23 protein-coding genes are annotated in these 22,886 nt (G+C 39.0%); 8 read left to right on the top strand and 15 right to left on the bottom strand.

The window, feature by feature from the left end; all coding sequences use genetic code 11:
• The 4 genes from L1S31_RS04610 to L1S31_RS04595 all read left to right on the top strand — a co-directional run bounded on the left by L1S31_RS04610 (position 1) and on the right by L1S31_RS04595 (position 4,455).
• Positions 1–2,313: a penicillin-binding protein 1A gene (locus L1S31_RS04610; protein ID WP_236462835.1), complete on the top strand. Its 2,313-nt coding sequence runs from the start codon at positions 1–3 to the stop codon at positions 2,311–2,313.
• Positions 2,314–2,416: 103 nt separating this feature from the next.
• Positions 2,417–3,118, top strand: a complete 702-nt coding sequence (locus L1S31_RS04605; RefSeq protein WP_236462832.1) for a CoA transferase subunit A — start codon at positions 2,417–2,419, stop codon at positions 3,116–3,118.
• A 2-nt stretch (positions 3,119–3,120) separates the two neighbouring features.
• Positions 3,121–3,783, top strand: coding sequence for a hypothetical protein (locus tag L1S31_RS04600; RefSeq protein WP_236462830.1), 663 nt, complete (start codon positions 3,121–3,123; stop codon positions 3,781–3,783).
• A 15-nt stretch (positions 3,784–3,798) separates the two neighbouring features.
• The gene (locus L1S31_RS04595) at positions 3,799–4,455 is read left to right on the top strand and encodes a 3-oxoacid CoA-transferase subunit B (protein WP_236462827.1); all 657 of its coding nucleotides are present in this window, start codon (positions 3,799–3,801) and stop codon (positions 4,453–4,455) included.
• A gap of 32 nt (positions 4,456–4,487) precedes the next feature.
• Here L1S31_RS04595 and L1S31_RS04590 read toward each other — a convergent pair whose 3' ends face one another.
• The 4 genes from L1S31_RS04590 to L1S31_RS04575 all read right to left on the bottom strand — a co-directional run bounded on the left by L1S31_RS04590 (position 4,488) and on the right by L1S31_RS04575 (position 8,615).
• A complete protein-coding gene (locus tag L1S31_RS04590) occupies positions 4,488–5,795 on the bottom strand; it encodes an AIPR family protein (protein ID WP_236462824.1) in 1,308 nt (435 codons plus the stop codon).
• Between the two features lie 251 nt (positions 5,796–6,046).
• The gene (locus L1S31_RS04585) at positions 6,047–6,766 is read right to left on the bottom strand and encodes a hypothetical protein (protein WP_236462821.1); all 720 of its coding nucleotides are present in this window, start codon (positions 6,764–6,766) and stop codon (positions 6,047–6,049) included.
• 5 nt (positions 6,767–6,771) lie between these two features.
• Positions 6,772–7,158 carry a hypothetical protein gene (locus L1S31_RS04580; protein ID WP_236462818.1) on the bottom strand — a complete coding sequence of 129 codons (387 nt, stop codon included), beginning with the start codon at positions 7,156–7,158 and terminating at the stop codon, positions 6,772–6,774.
• Positions 7,159–7,175: 17 nt separating this feature from the next.
• A complete protein-coding gene (locus L1S31_RS04575; RefSeq protein WP_236462815.1) occupies positions 7,176–8,615 on the bottom strand; it encodes a spore maturation protein in 1,440 nt (479 codons plus the stop codon).
• Between the two features lie 194 nt (positions 8,616–8,809).
• Here L1S31_RS04575 and L1S31_RS04570 point away from each other — a divergent pair, with 194 nt between their 5' ends.
• Complete coding sequence (locus L1S31_RS04570; protein ID WP_236462812.1) at positions 8,810–11,752, top strand: S8 family serine peptidase; 2,943 nt, start codon at positions 8,810–8,812, stop codon at positions 11,750–11,752.
• A gap of 33 nt (positions 11,753–11,785) precedes the next feature.
• Here the strand turns inward: L1S31_RS04570 and L1S31_RS04565 are convergent, their stop codons facing one another.
• The 11 genes from L1S31_RS04565 to hemA all read right to left on the bottom strand — a co-directional run bounded on the left by L1S31_RS04565 (position 11,786) and on the right by hemA (position 20,200).
• Positions 11,786–12,499 (bottom strand): 3'-5' exonuclease, encoded by a 714-nt coding sequence (locus L1S31_RS04565; RefSeq protein ID WP_236462809.1) that lies wholly within the window; start codon positions 12,497–12,499, stop codon positions 11,786–11,788.
• Between the two features lie 67 nt (positions 12,500–12,566).
• On the bottom strand, positions 12,567–13,037 hold the full coding sequence (locus L1S31_RS04560) for a methylated-DNA--[protein]-cysteine S-methyltransferase (protein WP_236462807.1): 471 nt from the start codon (positions 13,035–13,037) through the stop codon (positions 12,567–12,569).
• A gap of 19 nt (positions 13,038–13,056) precedes the next feature.
• Positions 13,057–13,425, bottom strand: a complete 369-nt coding sequence (locus L1S31_RS04555; protein ID WP_236462805.1) for a c-type cytochrome — start codon at positions 13,423–13,425, stop codon at positions 13,057–13,059.
• 1 nt (position 13,426) lies between these two features.
• Positions 13,427–13,840 carry a c-type cytochrome gene (locus tag L1S31_RS04550; RefSeq protein WP_236462801.1) on the bottom strand — a complete coding sequence of 138 codons (414 nt, stop codon included), beginning with the start codon at positions 13,838–13,840 and terminating at the stop codon, positions 13,427–13,429.
• 4 nt (positions 13,841–13,844) lie between these two features.
• Positions 13,845–14,840, bottom strand: coding sequence for a porphobilinogen synthase (gene hemB / locus L1S31_RS04545; protein ID WP_236462798.1), 996 nt, complete (start codon positions 14,838–14,840; stop codon positions 13,845–13,847).
• A gap of 11 nt (positions 14,841–14,851) precedes the next feature.
• The gene (gene hemF / locus L1S31_RS04540; RefSeq protein WP_236462795.1) at positions 14,852–15,754 is read right to left on the bottom strand and encodes an oxygen-dependent coproporphyrinogen oxidase; all 903 of its coding nucleotides are present in this window, start codon (positions 15,752–15,754) and stop codon (positions 14,852–14,854) included.
• On the bottom strand, positions 15,744–16,289 hold the full coding sequence (locus L1S31_RS04535; protein ID WP_236462793.1) for a GNAT family N-acetyltransferase: 546 nt from the start codon (positions 16,287–16,289) through the stop codon (positions 15,744–15,746). Before L1S31_RS04535 ends, hemF begins: the two co-directional genes overlap by 11 nt.
• On the bottom strand, positions 16,289–17,314 hold the full coding sequence (hemE, locus tag L1S31_RS04530) for a uroporphyrinogen decarboxylase (protein ID WP_236462791.1): 1,026 nt from the start codon (positions 17,312–17,314) through the stop codon (positions 16,289–16,291). Before hemE ends, L1S31_RS04535 begins: the two co-directional genes overlap by 1 nt.
• A 2-nt stretch (positions 17,315–17,316) precedes the next feature.
• Positions 17,317–17,985: a uroporphyrinogen-III synthase gene (locus L1S31_RS04525; protein WP_236462788.1), complete on the bottom strand. Its 669-nt coding sequence runs from the start codon at positions 17,983–17,985 to the stop codon at positions 17,317–17,319.
• The gene (hemC, locus tag L1S31_RS04520; protein ID WP_236462785.1) at positions 17,985–18,911 is read right to left on the bottom strand and encodes a hydroxymethylbilane synthase; all 927 of its coding nucleotides are present in this window, start codon (positions 18,909–18,911) and stop codon (positions 17,985–17,987) included. The genes L1S31_RS04525 and hemC overlap by 1 nt, the downstream gene beginning before the upstream one ends.
• A gap of 26 nt (positions 18,912–18,937) precedes the next feature.
• Positions 18,938–20,200, bottom strand: coding sequence for a glutamyl-tRNA reductase (hemA, locus tag L1S31_RS04515; protein ID WP_236462783.1), 1,263 nt, complete (start codon positions 20,198–20,200; stop codon positions 18,938–18,940).
• 229 nt (positions 20,201–20,429) lie between these two features.
• On the opposite strand from hemA, the gene L1S31_RS04510 reads away from it, so the two are divergent.
• Genes L1S31_RS04510 through L1S31_RS04500 form a run of 3 tightly spaced genes read left to right on the top strand, consistent with a single transcriptional unit; the run spans position 20,430 to position 22,885 of the window.
• Positions 20,430–21,302: an AraC family transcriptional regulator gene (locus tag L1S31_RS04510; protein WP_236462781.1), complete on the top strand. Its 873-nt coding sequence runs from the start codon at positions 20,430–20,432 to the stop codon at positions 21,300–21,302.
• Positions 21,303–21,315: 13 nt separating this feature from the next.
• Positions 21,316–22,329, top strand: a complete 1,014-nt coding sequence (hemH, locus tag L1S31_RS04505; RefSeq protein ID WP_236462779.1) for a ferrochelatase — start codon at positions 21,316–21,318, stop codon at positions 22,327–22,329.
• A 10-nt stretch (positions 22,330–22,339) separates the two neighbouring features.
• Entirely contained in the window at positions 22,340–22,885 is a 546-nt protein-coding gene (locus L1S31_RS04500; RefSeq protein ID WP_236462776.1) for a CopD family protein, read from the top strand.
• Position 22,886 lies beyond the last annotated feature (1 nt).

Below are 22,886 nucleotides of genomic sequence, written 5' to 3'. Positions count from 1 at the left end.
ATGGCACAAAAAAATAACACAGCTACCGTCAAAGACATCAACTACTACAAAAAGAAATTTTGGAAATTATTCTTTTATGGAATGGGTGTCATGGCCTTGTTTTTCCTTTTGGCTTCATGGGGATTTTTTGGAAGCATGCCTTCATTTGAAGATTTGGAAAATCCTGAATCCAATCTGGCTACCGAAATCATATCTTCTGACGGTGTAACAATTGGGAAATTTTACAACGAAAACAGGACGCCAATCAAATATGAAGATTTACCACCACATTTAGTAAAAGCCCTTGTTGCAACCGAAGATGAACGTTTTTACGAACACTCCGGAATCGATGCCCGAAGAACCTTTGGTGCGGCTTTAAAATTAGGAGCCAATGGCGGTGCGAGTACCTTAACCCAGCAATTAGCAAAATTATTATTCCATGGTGAAGGATCAAGTTTTAAGCTGTTCCGTGTGATCCAGAAAGTAAAGGAATGGATTATCGCAGTGAAACTGGAACGCCAGTATACTAAAAACGAAATCATTGCCATGTACCTCAACAAGGCCGATTTTGTGAACACGGCAGTAGGAATCCGTTCGGCTTCCAAAGTTTATTTTGGTAAAGAACCAAGGGATTTAACAGTTGATGAGGGTGCGATGTTCGTCGGAATGTTGAAAAACCCATCGCTTTACAATCCGTTGCGCCGTGCAGAAAAAGTACGTTTAAGAAGAAACACGGTTTTGGGTCAGATGGTGCGAAACGGTATTTTGGATGAGGCTACCAAAAACAAACTCGCAGCCCAGCCTATCGTTTTACATTTCCATCCGGAAAGCCATAAAGAAGGAACCGCAACCTATTTCAGGGAATTCCTTCGCGAATACATGAAAAACTGGGCAAAGGAAAATAAAAAACCCGACGGCAGCGATTGGGATATATACAGCGACGGATTAAAAATCTACACGACCATCGATTCCAAAATCCAGGAACACGCCGAAGAAGCCGTTCAGGCTCACATGAAAAACCTTCAGAAACAATTTTTTGAAGAGCAGAAGGACAACAAAAATGCGCCTTTTCTGAAAATCACTCCGGAAGAAACCAAAAGGATTATGGATAAGGCCATGCGTTCCTCAGAGCGTTGGCGTGTAATGAAGGATTTGGACAAAACAGAAGACGAAATCATTGCTTCGTTTGATATCAAAACCAAAATGAAGGTCTTTTCATGGAACGGTGAAATCGATACACTGATGACGCCAATTGATTCCATTCGTTATTACAAACATTTCCTCCAAACCGGTGTCATGTCTATGGAACCACAAACGGGGCACATCAAGGCTTGGGTTGGCGGAATCGATTATAAATATTTCCAATACGATCACGTTGGCCAAGGTGCACGACAGGTTGGTTCTACCTTCAAACCCTTTGTTTACGCAACAGCCATTGAACAGTTGGGAATGTCACCTTGTGATTCGATTATCGATTCGCCATTTACAATCCCTGTTGGAAGGCACCACGTAACTGCAGACTGGACTCCTAAAAATTCAGACAACAAATACCGCGGAATGGTGACGCTTAAAAAAGCATTGGCAAATTCCATCAACACGGTTTCGGCAAAACTAATGGACAAGGTTGGTCCCGAAGCGGTTGTTGCCTTAACCAAAAAATTGGGCGTAAAATCAGAAATTCCTACCCAACCATCAATCGCACTTGGCGCTGTTGAAATTACCGTTGAAGATATGGTTGCGGCCTACAGCACATTTGCCAATCAGGGTGTTTATATCAAACCGCAATTCATCAGCAGGATTGAAGATAAAAACGGTGTCGTTCTTTACGAACCGGTTCCTGAAACGCATGACGTTCTTAATAAGGATATTGCGTACGCGGTTATCAAACTTCTGGAAGGTGTAACCGAAGAAGGTTCGGGTGTTCGTTTGAGGACGCAGGGCGGCGGAAGCGGTGACAATCGCTGGACCGGTTATCCTTATATGTTTACGAATGAAATCGCCGGTAAAACGGGAACTTCCCAAAATCAATCCGATGGTTGGTTTATCGGAATGGTGCCTAACCTGGTTACCGGTGTTTGGGTTGGCTGCGAAGACCGTTCTGCTCGTTTCAAGGGAATCACTTACGGCCAGGGCGCAACTGCTGCTCTGCCTATTTGGGGTTATATGATGAAAAAATGTTACGAGGATAAAGACCTGTTAGTCTCAAAAGACAAGTTTGAAAGACCTGATAACCTTTCGATAAAAGTGGATTGCTGGACACCAAGGAAAGTAGAGGTCGATTCCACTGCGCTTCCTCCGGAAGAAGAACAAAACACTGAAGAATTTGGATTATAAAAATTAGAAGCTAATCCGGCTTTCCGCGCTACATGGTAGCTAGCTCCAATCCGGGCTAGTGCCTGCGTAAAATCGAGCAAAAAATATTGAACACACACTAACCATGATTAACAAAAAAGTAAATTCCGTTACCGAAGCACTACAGGGCATTGAAGACAATATGACCATCATGCTTGGCGGTTTTGGCCTTTGTGGCATTCCCGAAAACAGCATAGCCGAATTGGTAAAAAAAGAAACCACAGGACTAACCTGCATTTCCAATAATGCTGGTGTCGATGATTTTGGACTGGGCTTATTGCTTCAAAAAAGACAGATCAAAAAAATGATTTCTTCCTATGTTGGCGAAAATGCCGAGTTTGAGCGCCAGATGCTTTCGGGTGAATTGGACGTAGAGCTTACCCCACAAGGAACCCTGGCTGAAAAATGCCGTGCAGCACAAGCCGGAATTCCAGCTTTCTTCACTCCTGCAGGTTACGGAACCGAAGTAGCTGAAGGAAAGGAATCACGCGAATTCAATGGAAAAATGCACGTGATGGAATTGGCATACAAAGCCGATTTTTCCATCGTAAAAGCCTGGAAAGGCGACGAAGCCGGAAACCTTATTTTCAAAGGAACGGCACGCAACTTTAACGCCTGCATGGCTGGTGCTGCAAAAATCACCATCGCCGAAGTTGAAGAATTATTGCCTGTTGGTTCATTAGATCCAAATCAAATCCATATTCCCGGAATCATGGTACAGCGTATCTTCAAAGGGGAAAAGTTTGAAAAAAGGATTGAACAGCGAACGGTAAGAAAAAAATCGTAATTATGATACGCCGACTTTATTTACCTGCAATTTGTGCATTGGCATTTTTTTCTGCCTCAGCAGGATATGCGCAAAAACATTTTGTCAAGGATTACAAAGAAGGATTTTACTATTCTTATGAAGATTTCGTCAGCAATAAAATACGCCCTTTGGTTACCATCGAACGCCGCAGTCTCTTTGGCAACAAAGTATTGCAGAAAGAGGATGTTGTTGACCAGGTTTTCTTTTACCGTGTAAAAGACACTTCAAAGGTTACGGATATTTTTGCCATTTCGTTTCAGGGAAATCTATATTTCAAGCAGCGCGAAATGTCCAAACATGCCAAAAAAGGCGACCGTGATGAAACCGGAAGTAATCCCAATCTGTATCACCGAGTGATAAAAGATGGTAACTTTTTCTATATGGAAGGAATGTTCGGCAGTGGATTGGCAAAAGGCCTCGGTTATGGCAGTGGTGGCGCTGTAGGTGGTGCCATGGCATCAAATGTCAATCAGTTCAAAGGGGTCATTTACGATTTTTCTAAGAACGAATTTGATTTCTTCCGCAAATGCAAGGATTTCAATACTTTTTTGAGTGCCAACCAACAGCCCGAAATGAACTGTGAAGACAAAGAATACAGCACTATGAAAGTGCGTGAAATAATAGACAAACTTATAAGTCAATAAAATAAACCTCCAGATATGTTAGGTAAAGAAGAAATCGCAAAACGAATTGCTAAGGAAGTAAAAGACAAATATTTTGTAAATCTTGGAATCGGAATTCCGACTTTGGTGGCCAATTATGTCCGTACCGATATTTCGGTAGAATTTCAAAGTGAAAATGGCGTTCTTGGAATGGGTCCTTTTCCTTTTGAAGGCGAAGAAGATGCTGATGTCATCAACGCCGGGAAACAAACCATCACGACTTTGCCAGGAGCAAGTTTCTTTGATTCTGCCTTCAGCTTCGGAATGATCCGCAGCCAAAAAGTAGACCTGACCATTCTTGGTGCCATGGAAGTTGCCGAAAACGGAGATATTGCCAATTGGAAAATTCCGGGAAAAATGGTTAAGGGAATGGGCGGCGCAATGGATTTGGTGGCTTCTGCCGAAAATATTATCGTTGCGATGATGCACGTCAACAAAGCAGGTGAAAGCAAAATATTAAAACGCTGTACTTTGCCACTAACAGGTGTTGGCTGTGTGAAAAAAGTCGTAACCGAATTGGCTGTTTTGGAAATTACGCCAAAAGGTTTCAAACTATTGGAACGCGCTCCGGGTGTTACCGTAGAACACATCGTTGCTTCAACCGAAGCCGATTTGATTATCGAAGGTGAAATCCCGGAAATGGTTATCAATTAAATAATAAAGGCCCGGAATTCCGGGCCGTTTTATTAGATCACATTTTCAAATATTCGTTGACTTTCGCGATAGAATAATTCTGATTTTCCTACCTTTTGAGCATCATAATTTACAACTTTTATTAAATCAACATACTGATTTAAATTTAGTTTAGTTAGATCAATAGCGGAGGGCTTTTTCTTCCACTCAAGCTTTTTTTGATCAGCATTTATTTCCATAAGGCTTGTCAAACCACAAAGTAAAGGATAAATAAATCCAGGAGGAAAAACCGTTTTCGATTTTAAAGTTTTAAATAGAGTTAGCCTTTCACTATCATGTTTTTCGACTGAACTTATTCTTCCAAACCCAGGCGAGAAGGTGTTATATAATTCTGGAAATTTTATATACAGTCTATCGAAAAATCTCATTATGTCCTCAGTCATTCCTAGTGCTGATTGGACATAAGAATCCGATAATATATGTTTACCGTCAATTTGATTACTAATATTACTATGATCCAAAACACTATTAAAAAATTCTACACATTTTCCTTTGCCGGAATATAAACTAATTCTATTTATCGTTTTAGTATCTGATGGCAGTAAATTCCCTTCTTTTAAATAAATTAAAGGTAAGGTCGCCATTGCAATTACATCTTCGGCTTTGATTATCCCTTGTTCTCCATTCTTCCAGATGACTTTGAAATTTGGATCCAACTTCTCTTTTAAATACTCATAATAGCCCTCTTTGTTTCCTCGAGCAGCAGCAGTAAGTTGAACATTATTATTGCGGGCAGCACAAATTTCCGCAATATGATTATGAAAATCATCCTCAGACCCCAGTTCTCCATTTGGATATATAATTTCTATTGGAATAGAAAAATTTTCGTAGTTCTCTTTTTGACTATCGTATTCGGCCACTATATCATCATAATGTTCAGCCCAATATGCTTTACAGTCATCCCATGTTTTAATTTTGTATGAGAATAGCTTTTCAATCAGATAAATTGCTATAGCAAATGTATTATGTCCGCCATCCATAATCCCTTCATGGTCATCATCATTAAGAGAAATCTCAATTCTATTTCGATCAAGAAGCTTACAACTTTCTGTAGAAAGCAAAATTCCTTTTGATTTATACCAAAATAATTCTGGTGAAGTTTCTAAAGTCTCGTGAATACTTTTAGTAATAGGATTAATTTTGGCAGTCCTAGGATTTACTTTATTATCTGCTAATTTTAAGAGTTTAATGAAATTGGAAGGTGAAATACTTGAATTAAGTCGATTAATTCGCACTCCTTCTTTAGAAGTTTGTTGACTCAAAGCTGAGTCTAGTTTCAAAATTAAATTTTTTGTTTTCATAATATAAATTATTAAATTATTTACTTGAACGACAAGTCTTTAATAGAATAAAATATTATGAAGAAAAGCTAATAAGCTCGTTCTTACCTAATGACTTTTCAATCATAATACCTCTCATCTCTCCAGATGAAACCTATCTTCCAGACAGGTGCTATTATCCAATAGCGTTGCAAATATACTTACAAAAAACTTAATAAACAAGTTTTTGCTTTACTATAAAACAATCAAGATAAAACTTTTTAAATGGTAATTTAATCCTGTTTATAGAATTCTTCAAATTTTACTTTTCGGCTCCTGTAGACTTTGTCTTTTTGGGTTAGAAAGATTTTCTTCCATTTATTGTTTTCCAGTTTGAAATGGATGGAATCGGTAAATTCGTTTGATGCGTATTCGTAATCACCTTCAGCAGTGCTGCTTTCTTCAACTGGTGATAATGATTCTGTCCTAAAATAGAAGTCTTGCGGTTCTCCGGATACTACTCCCGACCAATAACCCCAACCACTATCCCATGAGGAAAACCATTCATGAATAAGATTTGAGTTATTCCCGTCTATATAAAACAGGTAGTGATTGTGAGTATAACCACATGCCGGATATCCAAAATCAATTCTTTTTAAAGGAGAAGCTACAGAATCCAATTCAAGTTCGCCCGACCATTCAGCGCCTTCATCTACTCCTTTAATTTTGAGTGTTTTTGAAAAATTTGCCTGCCTGTTGTAACCCTTAAAATCTATTTTAAATGTTGCAGTACAAATACTGTCTTCTGAATACTTTTTATCCAATAGATACACCACCGCAAAATCATTCCATTTCGTTTTATCATCATAAGTAAAAAAAATGGTGTCTGGTGCAATTGACTTCTTTTCAATAGCTACTGTATCGGTTTTGGCAATAACGCTATTGTTCAACTGATTTTCCTTTTTACAGCTTATGATTGCCAAAAGCACTAAGAGTGAAGCTATCCTTTTCATGGCTATTACTTAAGATAATCCAACAAAACATCGGAAGGATTCATAAAGGTATTTGGGCTTTCGATTATGCTGATGGCTCTTTTTTTATTGAGCTTATACGTCAAATCAAATTCGGTTGTGAATAATATTGCCGACAGGAACGGATTGTTGATGTAAGTAAGCAAAATTTCTTTGGCTTTGTCAATTGTGTGGATTTCCATTTGTTCGTCGCGCTGGAATTTGTATTTAAGTTCCATCTTCAAAATACCTTCATCAACAATTGGCCGGACATAGATATTCATCAAATCGGTATTGCCAATAGTCTTTGCCAAAGTTAATTTGGCAAAAGTACCATACGCCAGGCTCGATTTTACCTGGTCATAGAATTCCGAAAAAGATTCACTGAAGTCCATATTGAATGCTGTTTATTTTAAAAAAACCAACTCGCCACAAAGATTGCTGTAATCACACAAATTAAATCTACAATAAGCATCGTTCCTAAAGCATAACGGGTGTTTTTAATATTTACTGAACCAAAATAAACGGCAATTACATAAAAAGTGCTTTCGGCACTACATTGAAAAATACTGCTTAATCTTCCCGTTAAGGAATCGGCTCCAAATGTATTCATCGAATCAATCAGAAACCCTCTTGATCCTGCCGAGCTAAAAGGACGAAGCATGGCAACTGGTAAAGCATCGGTAATTTCCTTGCTTACTCCCATATTAGAAAATCCAAACGATATCCAATTACTGATAATTTCGAATAAACCGCTATTCCTAAATAAGGAAATGGCAACCAACATTCCCAACACATAAGGAAAAATAGTAACTCCCGTTTTAATTCCGTCATTGGCTCCTGAAACAAAAGCTTCAAAAACAGTAGTTTTGGCCTCAACAAATTTCTTTTCTTTAACAAAGGAAAATATCAAGGTAAAAGCAATAATTCCCACTAATATCAAAGCCGAAAGATTGGATGTAAAATAATTTTTGCCAATTAAATCCAAGTGGTTCACATACATCAACAAACCAACTATGGCCGCAATTAATCCCATCAGTACCACAACTAAGGAAGCGCTTTTGAAATTAATTTTCTGCTTGATTCCAACAATAAGGAACGCAGCAATTGTACCGATAAAAGAGGTTATAATACACGGCAGCATTACATCGGCAGGGTTAACTGCATTGGCAGCCGCTCTGTAGCCAATAATAGAAGTTGCTATCAAGGTAAGTCCCGAAGCATGCAGGCACATAAACATAATTTGTGCATCACTGGCCTTGTCTTTTTCCGGATTTATTTCCTGTAAACTTTCCATGGCTTTTAATCCAAATGGTGTAGCTGCCGAATCCAATCCAAGGAAATTGGCAGCAAAGTTTAAGGTCATATAGGATATTGATGGATGGTCTTTTGGAATACTCGGAAACACTTTTACGAAAACCGGACTCAGAACTTTAGCCAATTTTTCTGTGGCTCCGGAAATAATTAAGAGTTGCATCAATCCGCAGAAAAATGCTAAATAAGCAATTAATGGGAGAATTAAATCAATTAAAGTGTTTTTACATGTTGGCAGCAATCCATCGGATTTTTGGACACCAGAATAAATTTTAACAGTCTTAGCTTTATAAACATAGGTCGTATCCGCGTTCAAGGTATCCCTATTGATGACCATGGTTTGGTCGGGCGCTTTTTGGATGCTGTCCATTACAAATTTTGGCAATTGTTCCAAATATTTCTCTGAAATCAAAACAGGATCATCCTTCTTTCCGTTCAGGACATTGTCAATAGTATAGCTGTTTCCTGCAAATAAACTGAAGATTACAAATGCGATTGAAGAAACAAAAATAGCCAGCCAAAATCTACTTAAAACCATGGGTTGTTTTTTGGTAAATATAACATTTATCGATTTTCAATTAAACAATTAAATCCGATTTTTATCTACAGCCGCTGTGAAGTAGTAAACATTAAGTGAATTTTAATGATTATTTGGCAATAAAATTGATAATTTTTTTAGCGTTTATATATATTTGCTAACTTTTATTAACCACAACCCATTTCTATAAAATTATGAAAAAGAAATACTTATTGTTGTTTTCCATTCTTTTTGTATGCTGTTCCATTTTTGGGCAATCCAAAAAGGATATCCAAAAAATTACTGCCAATTACAATATTAAACTGCTAAAAGAAAAAGAGGTTTTTTACAGAGAAAAAGCCCGTGCCGAGAAAAAGAAAGCCATTGCCGTTGCGAGAGCTAAAAACTGGCCAATCTACACTGAAAAAGAAGACGGAAGCATTTCGGAATTAATGAAACTTTCCCCTGAAGGGCTGCCAATTTACTATGCAACCGATAACGTAAATGCCGCAAAAACAACAAGGACAAATCATTTAAATACTGGTGGTTCGCTAGGCCTGAACCTCAATGGGCAGGGAATGACCGTTAGGGAATGGGATGGTGGAAATGTAAGAGCTTCGCATACTGCCTTTGGCGGAAGGGTTACCGTAGTTGATGACGGAGGTACTACAACCGTTTTTCACTCAACACACGTTGCCGGAACCTTGGTTGCCGCTGGTTCACCTGCAGCTGTAAAAGGAATGGCCTGGCAGGCAAATGCCCGAACTTTCAACTGGGATGATGATGATGCTGAAGCAATTTCTGAAGCAGTTGACGGAATGTTGATTTCCAATCATTCTTATGGTGTTCCAATTACAAGCAATGGTGTAACGATTCCTTCGTGGTTTATCGGCTCCTATTCTCCTGACGCTGTTGTTTGGGATGATATTGCGTATAACGCACCTTATTTCCTTGCTGTAATGTCTGCCGGAAATGATGGCCAGACCGAAGATAATCCAGAGCCAATGGCATTTGGATTTGACAAGCTTGTGTCCAATAAAACCGCTAAAAACAATTTGGTTGTTGCGAGTTGTGAAGACGTGAATCCTGCCGCTGATGGTACAATAAACGCTGCCAATGTAGACATAAGCGGATTCAGCAGCCAAGGACCTACTGATGATCATAGGGTAAAACCGGATATTACCGGAAACGGGGAAAATCTGACTTCAACGAGCAACACCAGTAATACTGCAACCGGTGCATCTTCGGGAACATCGATGGCTTCACCTAATGTTGCCGGTACTTTGGTTTTAATACAACAACATTATAAAAATCTGACCAACAGCTTTATGCGTTCAGCAACCTTAAAAGGTTTGGTTTGCCACACCGCAGATGACGGAGGTAATCCCGGACCTGATCCTTCTTTTGGATGGGGAATATTGAATGCAAAAAAAGCAGTTGAAACACTTACGAACAATGGTTTGAGTACATGGGTTTCTGAAGAAAACCTGAACAACCACCAAGCTTTGACAATGAACGTAAACGCAAGTGGAACTACTCCGCTTATCGCATCAATTACCTGGACCGATGTTCCAGGAGAAGCAAATGTTGGCAACCTTCCTGCAAATGACCCTACTCCGGCTTTGGTGAACGATTTAGATATTAGGATTACAAAAAATACAACTACCTATTTCCCTTGGAAATTAGGGAATGACCCAAGTGCTGATGCTACAAGGACCGGAGACAATTCAGTTGATAATGTTGAACAGGTAAAAATTGATGCTCCAACTGCAGGATTATACACTATTACTGTAACCCATAAGGGGACATTGGTTACCGGAAGCCAAAAATATTCTTTGGTAATCACCGGTTTATCATCGCCTTTTGCCCTTAATTCAACTTCAGATAACCTGACTGTTTGTGCCAATCAAAATGCGGTGTACACTTTTAACTATACACAATCCGGCAGCGGAACAACGACATTCTCAGCTGTAGATTTACCTTCCGGAGCTTCGGCTTCATTTGCTCCAGCTTCTTTAAGTGCCAACGGAACGGTTACGATGACAATTTCAGGCCTGAATAATGTGGCTCCAAATGAATATTTTGTTGGAATTAAAGGTACCAGTGCTACTGATACTGAAACCCGATATAAATCTTTGAGAATATTCAATGCTACTTTCCAACCTATTGCATTGCAGAGTCCAACAAATGGCCAGTCCGGATTATCCACTTCGGCTAATTTGACCTGGGCTATACATCCCAATGCACAAACCTATAATGTTCAGGTTTCTACATTCCCAGATTTTTCAAGCTTTGTGCAAAATGATATTGTAACAGATAATGAATATAGCCTAGATGGATTAAATGAGGCTACAAGATACTATTGGAGGGTAATCCCTTCTAATTCTTGTGGAAATGGAACTGCTGCAAATGCAAGCACTTATTCCTTTGCTACTGGTACTTTAACCTGTAACCATGACTTTGTTGCAGATGATTTTTCCAACAATGTTATTGCAGATGTCCCAAATTCTGAAGCGACTGTTCCTGTTACCGTTACAGGCGGATATACTATCGGGGATTTAAATGTGAGCATGGATATTACTCATACCTGGATTGGTGACATAACCGTTACGCTTCAAGGACCGGCTGCCATTGGAAGTCCAATCATTACTTTATTGGATATTCCTTGCGGAGACTTTCAGAACATAAACTGTATCATGGATGATGATGGTTCTGCTCTAGGTTGTGCCGGGAATCCGGCAGTATCAGGAACGGTTATGCCTGTTGATCCATTAAGTTCGTTAAATACCTTACCAGCTGACGGAGAATGGACGCTTAGGGTCTTTGACCACAATAACGAAGATGGTGGTACTATCAATAGCTTCAGCATTAACTTGTGTAGCGTTGAGAATGCGTTGTCTGTAGTTACTAATCCGTTTTTGAACAGTAGTGTTTATCCAAATCCAACCAAAGGAATCGTAAATGTTTCCATTCCGGGATTGGCTGAAACTGCAACCATAAAACTATTCGATTTACAGGGAAGGCAAATCCTTTCCAAGGAAACCAACCAGGTTCATACCTCTTTTGGAATAGACAACCTTCAGGACGGAATTTATTTGGTCAATATCGAAAACGAACAGGCATCGGTTACCAAAAAGATTATTTTACGAAGAAACTAAAAAATAAAAAAGCCCCGCAAAACGGGGCTTTTTTTATACATGTATAATTTCGTCATCAATCAATAAATCCTCACGTCTGAGCCTCAGGAAAATTTGCGCTACCGCAATGACGTCCTTTTCACAATAGGTAATGATCCTGTCAATGTCTTTCTCTACATAGTAAACATGCGCAACCTGGCTTCCGTCAATATCCCCTTTCGGAGATGGAATTCCCAGTATTTTGGTCAATAATTTTAAGGAAGTGAAATGTTTGTAATCTCCAAACTTCCACAATTCCAACGTATCCAAATGAGGGATTTCCCATGGTTTTTTGCCAAATAAATTGAGTTTGCCCGGAATGGCAATCTGATTGATAATCATTCGCCTTGCGATAAAGGGAATGTCGAACTCCTTAGCATTATGCCCACACAACACGTGTTGTGCCTGATTAAAATGAGTGTCAAGCAGATTGGAAAAATCCTTTAAAATCTTCTTTTCATCACCAAAAAAGGAAGTTACCCTAAAATTGCGGATGTCACTTTTGTTGACAAAATAGCCCACAGAAATACAGACTATTTTTCCGAATTCTGCCCAGATTCCTGCGCGATCATAAAAGTCTTCGGGCGTAAATTCTTCGCGTCTTTGGTATTGGGTCTTTTGTTCCCAAAGTTCTCTCATTTCATTGTCAAGCTCGCTGAAGTTTTCGGTTTCAGGAACTGTTTCAATATCGAAAAAGAGAATGTTATTGAGGTTTATCTTTTCAATCATCTTGTAAAAATTTAAGAAATTACCGACTTAAAATTAATGGATTAAATCGAAATATGAAAGAAAATTATTAAAAAAGTGATTGCTGCCTGAATGGGCTTTCATGTTCCAACAGCCATTTCTTTCGCCATAAGCCTCCGGCGTAACCGGTTAAGGAGCCATCAGTTCCAATAACGCGATGACAGGGAACGACAATCCAAAGTGGATTTCTTCCATTGGCTGAAGCCACAGCACGAATAGCTTTTACATCGCCCAGCTTTTTAGACAAATCGAGATAAGACATGGTTTTTCCAAAAGGGATTTTTAGCAATTCCTGCCAAACCTTTTGTTGAAAATCGGTTCCCTGCGGGTTCATTTTAAAATCGAAATCCTGACGCTGTCCGTCAAAATATTCCCGAAGTTGGGAAACACATTCTTTAAGATTCTTGGGGATTTTAGTAGAAATCTCTCCTTCGCTAAGCACCGATATTACTGAAATACCATGCTCATCACCAACAATTTTGGTGATTCCAAGCGGCGATTGGATGAAGGCAGTTTCCATCTGATAAAGTTATCAAATATTATTTTGAAAAGCTATAAATATAATCTTCGAGTGCTTTCAATTCTTCATCGCTCATGCTTTTGGTAATAGCGAAATTGGTTTTCATGATGTCGTACTGGCTCGGATCGACAATTGGTTCGCTTTGTTCCTGTAGAAATGCAACGATGCTGGCGTTTTTGGCTTTGTAGATTTTGGCTATTTCCTCAAGGCTTGGCCCAATGATTTTTTGATCTGGTTTGTGGCAGGCAATACAATTTCCTTCGCCTTCAAACAATTCCTTTCCAGACGTTTTTACTGAAGTTTCGTCTGCTGGAGCTTCAGTTTTGTTTTCCTTGTTTTGGCAGCAAATTAAAGTTAAGGGCACTAATGCCCAAAGTAATTTTTTCATTTTATTTCGTATAAGCTTCCAACGAAGCGACATCTTCTTTTGTAAGATTAGGAAAAACAGGGCAAAGACATCCTCTAAATTTCCCCGAAGCCTTTAATACAAGCTTTTTCCTTTTCCCGTGAAGATAATCATAAAGGTTTAAATGTTGTTTATGGTATTTTCTGCTTATATCTCTCAATACCGGTCCAGTTCCAACTGCATCAAGTTTGTGGCAGGCTGCACAATTGGCATTGAATATTTGCTTTCCTTTTTGTGCATCTGCACTTTGATCCATTCCTATGCTTGTGCCACAAAAAGGTTGATAAACTGGTTTGGGTTCGAGGTTTTTCTGCTCCTTATTTTTAGACAAAATATAAGCCGACACCAAAGTAGTGGTGACTATAAAAACCAAAACAAATTTGAAAATCAGTTTCATTGTTTTACTTATTCAAAAGAACCGCCGCTTCCTTGGCGAAATAAGTCGAAATCAAACTCGCGCCTGCACGCTTGATGCACATCAATTGTTCCATCATGATTTTGTCATGGTCGAGCCAACCTCTTTCTGAAGCGGCCTTAATCATCGCATATTCCCCCGAAACGTGGAAAACCGTTACCGGAACATTCACCGCATTTTTGACTTCGCGAACAATATCAAGATATGCGATTCCCGGTTTTACCATTACCATATCTGCGCCTTCCTCAACATCCATCAAGGCTTCCTTAACGGCCTCGATGCGGTTGGCGTAATCCATTTGGTAGGTTTTTTTGTCTTTCGGAACTTCAACATCGGCTTCACGTGGCGCACTATCCAAAGCATCACGGAATGGTCCGTAAAAGGCCGAAGCATATTTTGCCGAATAACTCATGATTCCCACATTCGAAAATCCTGCAGCATCCAAACCTTGGCGTAGGCGCAAAACACGTCCGTCCATCATATCGCTTGGTGCGACAAAATCGGCTCCAGCCTGAGCATGTGAAACAGCCATTTTTACCAAAGCATCGTTGGTTGCATCGTTGGCAATGTCGCCGTTTTCAATGATTCCGTCATGCCCATAAATCGAATACGGGTCGAGTGCAACATCGGGCATTACAATCATTTCAGGGCAGGCTTTTTTAATGGCTTTGATGGCATTCTGCATCAATCCATTTGGATTCCAGGCTTCTTTACCAGTGTTGTCCTTTAAGCTTTCATCAACCTTTACATAAATATTCACTGCGCGGATTCCCAAAGCATAAATCTCTTTTACCTCTTCAACCGTCAAATCCAACGACCGGCGGAAAATCCCCGGCATTGATGGAATTTCAGATTTGTAATTTTCGCCTTCAGCAATAAACATTGGAAACATAAAGTCACTCGGACTCAATGTTGTTTCGCGAACCAGGGAACGAATGCTCTCATTTACTCTTAATCTTCTGCCTCTTTGTAATGGAAACATAGTTTTATATTTTATACCCAATCAATTGGGTTCATTAATATCTTAATTAATTTTTCCTCTGCCGAATTTGGCTCAGGATGATGATCGTAAACCCACTGCACATGCGGTGGAAGACTCATCAAAATCGACTCAATCCGACCGTTGGTTTTTAATCCGAAAAGCGTTCCTTTGTCGTGCACCAGATTGAACTCAACATAACGGCCACGACGGATTTCCTGCCAGTTTCTTTGTGCTTCGGTATACCCTAAATCCTTTCTTCTTTCAACAATCGGAACGTAGGCTTCGAGGAAACTGTTGCCGACTTCGGTTACAAAGTTATACCAATCTTCCATTTGCATCGTGTCGGTTTGTTTGCAATAATCAAAAAACAATCCGCCTATTCCACGTGCTTCGTTTCGGTGCGCATTCCAGAAATAGCCGTCGCATTGTTTTTTATATTTCGGATAAAACTCGGGATTGTGCTTGTCACAGGCGGTTTTACAGCTTTGATGGAAATGTTTGGCATCTTCCTCAAACAGATAATAAGGTGTCAAATCCTGACCTCCTCCAAACCATGAGTTGATTACGTTTCCATTATCATCATACATTTCAAAATAACGCCAGTTGGCATGAACCGTAGGCACCATTGGGTTTTTAGGATGAATGACCAAACTCAGTCCGCACGCAAAAAAATCGGCTTCTCCTACGTTGAACATTTTCTGCATCGTTTCAGGAAGTTTTCCATGGACTGCAGAAATGTTTACGCCACCTTTTTCAATAACCTTCCCATTTTCAATAACGCGTGTCCTTCCGCCGCCGCCTTCTGGCCGCTGCCAGATGTCTTCACGGAATTTGGCGACACCATCAACTGCTTCAAGCCCGGTTGTGATTTGGTCCTGTAGTTTTAATATGTATTGATAGAATTTATCTTTCATTGTACTCTGATTTCAGTAAGCCGAAATAAACGACATCTTCTAAAACTCCTTCGTGGTTCTTGAATTCCTCACGCAAAATTCCCTCTTCAGTAAAGCCATGTTTTAGGGCAATACGTTGGCTTCCTTTGTTGATTTTTGAGGTACAGAGGAAAACTTTATTCATCTGCAATTGGGTAAAACAGAATTCGATAGTTTGTGAAACTACTTTTGAGATGATGCCGCGTCCTTCAAAATCGGCATCGATAAAATAGGCCAATTCACATTTACGGATATCTTGCTTGATATTTTTAATGCAGATATAGCCAATCAAAATATGGGTTTCCGTATTCCTGATATAGAAATAATAACCATCATTGTTGGTTTCTTTTTGGATATTGTCTGCAATGAACTTGTTTGTTTTTTCCAAGTCCAAACAATTTGAAACTGTAACCGGAAAGGTTTTTTCAATATGGCTTTTGTTCTTCCCGATAAGGTTAAAAAACTCTTCGGGAAGAATGTTAGCGATTGATTCTATTTTCCAATTTTCAAATTTCATTACGATTTGTATTCTTTGACAGCTTCAACAAATGCCTTGGCGTGATCAACGGGAATGTTTGGCAAAATGCCGTGGCCAAGGTTTACGATATAATTGTCTTTACCAAATTCATCTATCATTTCGTGCACCATTTTTTTGATGGTTGGAATTGGCGATAATAATCTTGACGGGTCAAAATTTCCTTGCAACGTGATTCTTCCTCCTGATAAATACCTCGCATTTCTTGCTGAACAGGTCCAGTCAACTCCAAGAGCAGATGCTTTAGATTTTGCCATATCGTTCAACGCAAACCAACATCCTTTTCCGAATACGATTACTTTGGTATCTTCGGCTAATGCATCTACAATCTGATTGATGTATTTCCATGAAAATTCCTGATAATCTTTTGGGGACAGCATACCGCCCCAAGAATCAAAAATCTGCACAGCGTTACAGCCCGCTTTCACTTTTTCCTTTAAATATAGAATAGTCGTATCGGTGATTTTTTGTAATAAAGTGTGTGCCGCAACCGGATTTGAAAAGCAGAATCCTTTTGCAGTGTCAAAACTTTTCGAACCTTTCCCTTCCACAGCATAACAGAAAATCGTCCATGGTGAACCTGCAAAACCAATCAGCGGAACCTCATCGTTCAACATTTCCTTGGTTAGTTTAATCGCATCAAAAACATAGCCTAGAGTTTCGTGAACATCAGGCACAAAGGTTTTATTGACATCTTCCATCGAGCGAATCGGGTTCGGAATAATTGGCCCCAAATTGTCCTTTAGCTCGACGTGGATTCCCATGGCTCGTGGCACAACCAGGATATCCGAAAACAAAATTGCTGCATCTGGCTTAACAATTCTTATTGGCTGAACAGTAATTTCTGCTGCCAATTCGGGAGTTTCGCATCTTGTGAAGAAATCATATTTATCGCGCAAAGCCCTGAATTCAGGCAGATATCTTCCTGCCTGTCGCATCATCCAAACTGGCGGACGTTCTACGGTTTCGTTATTTAAGGCTCGTAAAAAAAGGTCGTTTTTAATCATTTTTATTGTCTATAATATTCTATACATTTCATTATTGTGCTTTCAACATTCGGTTGATTGGCAATAATTATATTTGGTGTTGCATATTTTAAAGCTTCGGCAGTTGTGTTGCCAATGCAGAAGCAAATTTCATCTTCAATTTTATTTTCCTGCAGAAAACTCCCAACTGCTGATGGGCTGAAAAAAAGTATTCCGTCCGGCGTAAAATCTATTTTATGTGTTGCCGGATTGGTTGTGTAAACCTCAATTTCATCCAGCTTGATATTTCCCAGCCTCAAAGCATCGGGCAAAACGTCTCTTCTGATATTCCCACAAAAAAAGGTAAAACTGATTTTGGGATATTTATTGAAAATAATCGAAGCCAATTCGGCGGCATAATCAGAATATTCAATGATTTCGAAACCATTTTGCTCTAATAATGCCTTGGTTTTTTCGCCAACGCAAAAGCATTTTCTGATTTTGATTTCCCTAATTTTCCTATTTTGAAGAACACTTTCAACTGCATTTTGACTGGTAAAAATCAGGCAGTCATTTATTGAATCGATTTTAAAATCCTTGCTTTGGATGCTGATAAAATTGGCATCAAACACCGAAAAATCCGCATTCAACAATAACTGCTTTTGTTTTTCTGAAAGCTTCTTTGTTGATAGTATGCGAATTGGGTTTTGCATCACTTCTTTAATTCGTTCTTGATTTTTTTCATCAGTTCAGCACCACCATTATTTAAAATTTCCTGAGCCGAATTGAATCCTAATTTTTTCCACTCCGAAATGTCCACTTTTTTATCGATTTCGAGTTTTTGTTTTCCGTCTATTGATAACAAGACTCCCTGAAATTCTATAGTGTCCTCTTCTTCATTATATTTAGCCAAAGCCCCAATTGGCGCAGTACATCCACCTTCAAGCGTTCTCAAAAACTGACGTTCGATATGTGTACAGATTTCTGTTTCAATATCGTTTAACTGAGAAACGGCATCAATGGTAAAATCGTCATTTTCCATAGCGACAATAACCATTGCGCCTTGCGCTGGTGCCGGAATCATCCAATCCAAATCGATATAGTTCTTTGGTTTTAAATTGATTCTTTCCAAACCTGCAGCAGCAAAAACAGCTCCGTGCCAATCATTATCCTTAAGCTTCTGCATTCTGGTATTCACGTTTCCACGCAAATCAACAACGGTATGATTGGGATATCGGTTCCACCATTGTGCCTGACGGCGAAGGCTTCCTGTAGCAATTGTAGCTTCGCCTTCAAGTGCGTCAATGTTGCCTTCATAAACTAAAATATCCAACACATTGGCACGTTCTAAAACAGCAGCCTGTACAATGCCTTTGGGCAAAGCTGTTGGTACATCTTTCATAGAATGCACAGCAATGTCCACCTTTCCATTAATCATGGCAATGTCTAGAGTCTTGGTAAAAATCCCGGTGATTCCGAGTTCGTAAAGTGGTTTGTCAAGGATGATATCGCCATCTGATTTCACGGCAACGATTTCGGTTTTATACCCCAAATCCTGAAGTTGTTTCTGAACCGTGTGTGCCTGCCAAAGTGCCAATTCGCTGTCGCGGGTTCCTATGCGTATGGTTTTTTGTGCCACTTTATTGGTTTATTTTCAATAACGGATTATTGAAAGAATGATTTTTCTTGTTCTAATTGGAATACTTTTTCAATCCATTCAATGCCTTCGTCAATTGAGTCACCATCTTTAAGGTGGTTTACAAAATGATTGGTGATTTTTTGGATGATCCTATTGCTGATTAATTCAGCCTGTTCTTCGTCAAAGTTGGATAATTTTTTACGTTGAACATTCAATTCGCCTTCTTTGATTGAGTTTAATTTTTCCTTTAAAGCCTGAATTGTTGGAGCAAATTTCCTGTTTTTAGTCCATTCCATAAACTCGGCTGTGATTTCTTCAATGATAGCTTCGGCTGCCGGAATATGCAATTTGCGGTTTTCCAATGTTTCATCAGTAATCTGAGAAAGATGATCCAAATGGATTAAAGTAACACCATCAACATCAATCACATTTTCATGGACATTTTTCGGAATCGACAAATCCAAAATCAACAATGGTTTTTTCAGGTTCAATATTGCTTTGTCAATCGTTGGATTTTGTGCTCCTGTTGCAACCACAACGATATCCGCTTTCTGTAATTCCAACTGCAAATCGGCATAATCCTTAACAATTACGTCTAATTTTTGAGCCAGTTTTTCAGCTTTATCCTTGGTTCTGTTGATTAAGGTGATGTGGTCGTGTTTAGTATGTTTAACCAAATTTTCGCAAGTGTTCCTTCCAATTTTTCCCGTTCCGAAAAGCAGGATATTTTTATTGGTAATGTCTTTTACATTTCTGATAATGTACTGAACCGAAGCAAACGAAACCGAAGTCGCGCCTGTAGAAATCTCTGTTTCGGTTTTGATTTTTTTGCTCGCCTGGATAACCGAATTGATCAATCTTTCCATGAAGGAATTTACCATTCCGTTCATTTTGCTTTCATTGAAAGCGATTTTTAATTGGCTGATGATTTCGAAGTCTCCCAAAATCTGACTGTCTAAACCAGTTCCAACTCGGAACATATGGTTCACCGCATCCTGGTTTTTATAGATATAAGCCACTTCCTGGAACTCTTCTACCGTTCCCTGGCTGTTTTCGCAAAGTAATTTGATTAACTGATATGGATGGTTTGCAAAACCATAAATCTCTGTCCTATTGCAGGTTGAAGTAACGATTAAGGATTCGATTCCTTCTGCTTCTGCCTGGATTAAAATGGTTGCTTTTGCAGCGGTATCCAAACTGAATTTTCCTCTTACAGTTGCATCTGCCTTTTTGTAACTCAACCCTAATGCATAAAAAGAAGTATGTTTCGACATATTAAAATTTTCCATATTTACACTTTCCTTAAAAAGTTAGACAAAACTATTATTAACTACTTTATAAAAATAACGCTGTAGGGACTTTTTGTATCGCTTAGGGATTTTTTAAACCAAAATGATTATAACAACGTAAATTCTATTAAATTTGCAATGAAATCAAGCGTTCAGAAAATGCTTATGTAGATTAATTCTAAATAAGAAATCTGCCTGGCTTCTAAATCATCTACGAAAAAACATCGCTATGGGTTCTCAAGAAGAGATAAAAATTGAAAATGATTTTATTTTAATTCGGTTTCAAAACGACGGAAATGAAAATTTCCACGTAAAACGCCCTATTACACAAGGACTTATTCAGTTTCACTTTGGCATCAAAGGGAAAGCAAAATTTGTTTTCAATGAAGGAACTTATGCGTTGGAATTGAAGGATGAGAAGTCTCTTTTGTTTTACAATCCACAAAAGGAATTGCCTTTGGATTTGGAATTAGCACCAAATACCTGGGTGATTTCAGTAATTATTTCGATTCAGAAGTTCCACGGATTATTTTCAAATGATGCGAATCACATTCCGTTCCTAAGTGAAGAAAATAAAGACCGTAAGTATTATAAGGAAGGTGACATCAGTCCGTCGATGGCTATTGTTTTGAGTCAATTATTCCATTACAATTTAAATCCACAAATAAAAAACTTGTATTACAAAGGAAAAGGATACGAACTTTTGAGTTTGTATTTCAATCGTTCCGAAGATCCAAACGCCGAGCAATGTCCGTTTTTGGTTGATGAGGAAAATGTGTTGAAAATCCGCAAGGCCAAAGAAATCATCATTGCGAATATGGCTGAACCTCCAGGTTTGGAAGAACTTGCCGACAGGGTTGGCCTAAGCCTGAAGAAACTCAAAATGGGTTTCAAGCAGATTTATGGCGATACGGTTTATGGTTATCTGTTCGATTATAAAATGGATTATGCGCGCCAACTTTTAGATAGCGGTTCGTATAATGTAAATGAAGTCGGACTCAAAATAGGTTACAGCACCGGAAGCCATTTTATTGCCGCCTTCAAAAAGAAATTTGCCACAACACCGAAGAAATATTTAATGTCGTTAAATCAAAACACATAACAAAAACTGCCCAATGAAAGGAGTATTATTAGTAAATCTGGGTTCGCCCGAAAGTCCAACGCCAAAAGATGTAAAGCCGTATTTAGATGAATTTTTGATGGATAAATATGTGATTGACGTTCCGTATTTATTGCGTGCCTTATTGGTTCGCGGCATCATCCTGAGAAAACGCCCTGAAAATTCGGCTGAAGCCTATGCTAAAGTTTGGACCGACGAAGGTTCTCCGTTGATTGTTCTTTCGAAACGATTCCAGAAGAAAGTCGAAAAACTTGTTGATGTTCCTGTTGCTTTGGCAATGCGTTACGGAACGATGACTATACAAAAAGGCTTGCAGGAATTGAAAGATAAAGGCGTTACTGATGTGATGCTTTTGGCTTTGTATCCACAATATGCCATGGCTTCTACAACTACAATTTGGGCTTTGACCGATGAATTGCAAAAGAAGCATTTTCCGGAAATGAAAATCACAAAAGTACCTGCTTTTTATAACAAACCTGATTACATTGAAGCTTTATCCAACTCGATGAAAAAGCATTTAGGGAATTATGATTATGATAAGCTGGTTTTTTCGTACCACGGAATTCCGGAACGACATATCCGGAAAACCGATGTAACCAAATCGCATTGCAAAATAGATGGTAGCTGTTGTGTTACGCCATCGCCGGCGCATGAGTTTTGTTATCGCCATCATTGTTATGAAACTACACGTCAGGTTGTAGAAAAATTAGGAATTCCAAAAGATAAATACCAGGTAACCTTCCAATCGCGATTGGCTGGTGATAAATGGCTCGAGCCTTATACTGACATCGTTATCAATGATTATCCAAAACAGGGAATCAAGAAAATTGCTGTGGTAACTCCGGCTTTCGTAACCGATTGTTTGGAGACCTTGGAAGAAATTGCAATGCGTGCCAAAGAAGAGTTTATCGAACATGGTGGCGAAGAATTTTTAACCATTCCATGCATGAACGACGAAGACGAATGGTGTGGCGTTGTAGCCAATTGGATTAAGGATTTTGAACGCTAATAAATTTTAAATGGAATACTACAACTACATAAAATCGCTCCACCTCATCTTTGTAATCACATGGTTTGCGGGTTTGTTTTACATAGTGAGGTTGTTTGTATACCAAATTGAAGCCAACGACAAGCCTTCTCCCGAAAAGGAAATTTTGCAAAAGCAATACAAAATAATGACCTACCGTTTGTGGTATATTATCACCTGGCCAAGTGCGGTTTTGGCAGTTGCCTTTGCCATTTGGTTATTGATATTAATGCCTTCCTGGCTGCAAATGCCGTGGATGCATGTCAAATTGGGATTTGTGGTTTTACTGATTGCCTATCAGATAAAATGCCATCTGATATATAAGGAACTACAAAACGACGTTGTAAAATACTCTTCGAATTTTATGCGCTTGTGGAATGAAGGCGCAACGATTATTCTGTTTGCCGTGGTTTTTTTAGTCATCCTAAAAAATGCCTTCAATTGGATTTACGGCGTAATCGGAATTGTTTTATTTTCCATTTTAATAATGCTCGGATTTAGATTTTACAAACGCATTCGCGAAAAAAACAAGTCATAAA

Origin of the sequence: Flavobacterium wongokense, from assembly GCF_021608265.1 — a bacterium.
In the GTDB taxonomy this organism is placed as follows: domain Bacteria; phylum Bacteroidota; class Bacteroidia; order Flavobacteriales; family Flavobacteriaceae; genus Flavobacterium; species Flavobacterium wongokense.
This window is presented reverse-complemented; position numbering and strand designations above follow the sequence as displayed.

Bases quoted from the DNA above. Each gene is read 5' to 3' on its own strand.
- L1S31_RS04610 (WP_236462835.1), top strand. From the start codon at position 1: ATGGCACAAAAAAATAACACAGCTACCGTCAAAGACATCAACTACTAC.
- L1S31_RS04605 (WP_236462832.1), top strand. From the start codon at position 2,417: ATGATTAACAAAAAAGTAAATTCCGTTACCGAAGCACTACAGGGCATT.
- L1S31_RS04600 (WP_236462830.1), top strand. From the start codon at position 3,121: ATGATACGCCGACTTTATTTACCTGCAATTTGTGCATTGGCATTTTTT.
- L1S31_RS04595 (WP_236462827.1), top strand. From the start codon at position 3,799: ATGTTAGGTAAAGAAGAAATCGCAAAACGAATTGCTAAGGAAGTAAAA.
- L1S31_RS04590 (WP_236462824.1), bottom strand. From the start codon at position 5,795: ATGAAAACAAAAAATTTAATTTTGAAACTAGACTCAGCTTTGAGTCAA.
- L1S31_RS04585 (WP_236462821.1), bottom strand. From the start codon at position 6,766: ATGAAAAGGATAGCTTCACTCTTAGTGCTTTTGGCAATCATAAGCTGT.
- L1S31_RS04580 (WP_236462818.1), bottom strand. From the start codon at position 7,158: ATGGACTTCAGTGAATCTTTTTCGGAATTCTATGACCAGGTAAAATCG.
- L1S31_RS04575 (WP_236462815.1), bottom strand. From the start codon at position 8,615: ATGGTTTTAAGTAGATTTTGGCTGGCTATTTTTGTTTCTTCAATCGCA.
- L1S31_RS04570 (WP_236462812.1), top strand. From the start codon at position 8,810: ATGAAAAAGAAATACTTATTGTTGTTTTCCATTCTTTTTGTATGCTGT.
- L1S31_RS04565 (WP_236462809.1), bottom strand. From the start codon at position 12,499: ATGATTGAAAAGATAAACCTCAATAACATTCTCTTTTTCGATATTGAA.
- L1S31_RS04560 (WP_236462807.1), bottom strand. From the start codon at position 13,037: ATGGAAACTGCCTTCATCCAATCGCCGCTTGGAATCACCAAAATTGTT.
- L1S31_RS04555 (WP_236462805.1), bottom strand. From the start codon at position 13,425: ATGAAAAAATTACTTTGGGCATTAGTGCCCTTAACTTTAATTTGCTGC.
- L1S31_RS04550 (WP_236462801.1), bottom strand. From the start codon at position 13,840: ATGAAACTGATTTTCAAATTTGTTTTGGTTTTTATAGTCACCACTACT.
- hemB (WP_236462798.1), bottom strand. From the start codon at position 14,840: ATGTTTCCATTACAAAGAGGCAGAAGATTAAGAGTAAATGAGAGCATT.
- hemF (WP_236462795.1), bottom strand. From the start codon at position 15,754: ATGAAAGATAAATTCTATCAATACATATTAAAACTACAGGACCAAATC.
- L1S31_RS04535 (WP_236462793.1), bottom strand. From the start codon at position 16,289: ATGAAATTTGAAAATTGGAAAATAGAATCAATCGCTAACATTCTTCCC.
- hemE (WP_236462791.1), bottom strand. From the start codon at position 17,314: ATGATTAAAAACGACCTTTTTTTACGAGCCTTAAATAACGAAACCGTA.
- L1S31_RS04525 (WP_236462788.1), bottom strand. From the start codon at position 17,985: ATGCAAAACCCAATTCGCATACTATCAACAAAGAAGCTTTCAGAAAAA.
- hemA (WP_236462783.1), bottom strand. From the start codon at position 20,200: ATGGAAAATTTTAATATGTCGAAACATACTTCTTTTTATGCATTAGGG.
- L1S31_RS04510 (WP_236462781.1), top strand. From the start codon at position 20,430: ATGGGTTCTCAAGAAGAGATAAAAATTGAAAATGATTTTATTTTAATT.
- hemH (WP_236462779.1), top strand. From the start codon at position 21,316: ATGAAAGGAGTATTATTAGTAAATCTGGGTTCGCCCGAAAGTCCAACG.
- L1S31_RS04500 (WP_236462776.1), top strand. From the start codon at position 22,340: ATGGAATACTACAACTACATAAAATCGCTCCACCTCATCTTTGTAATC.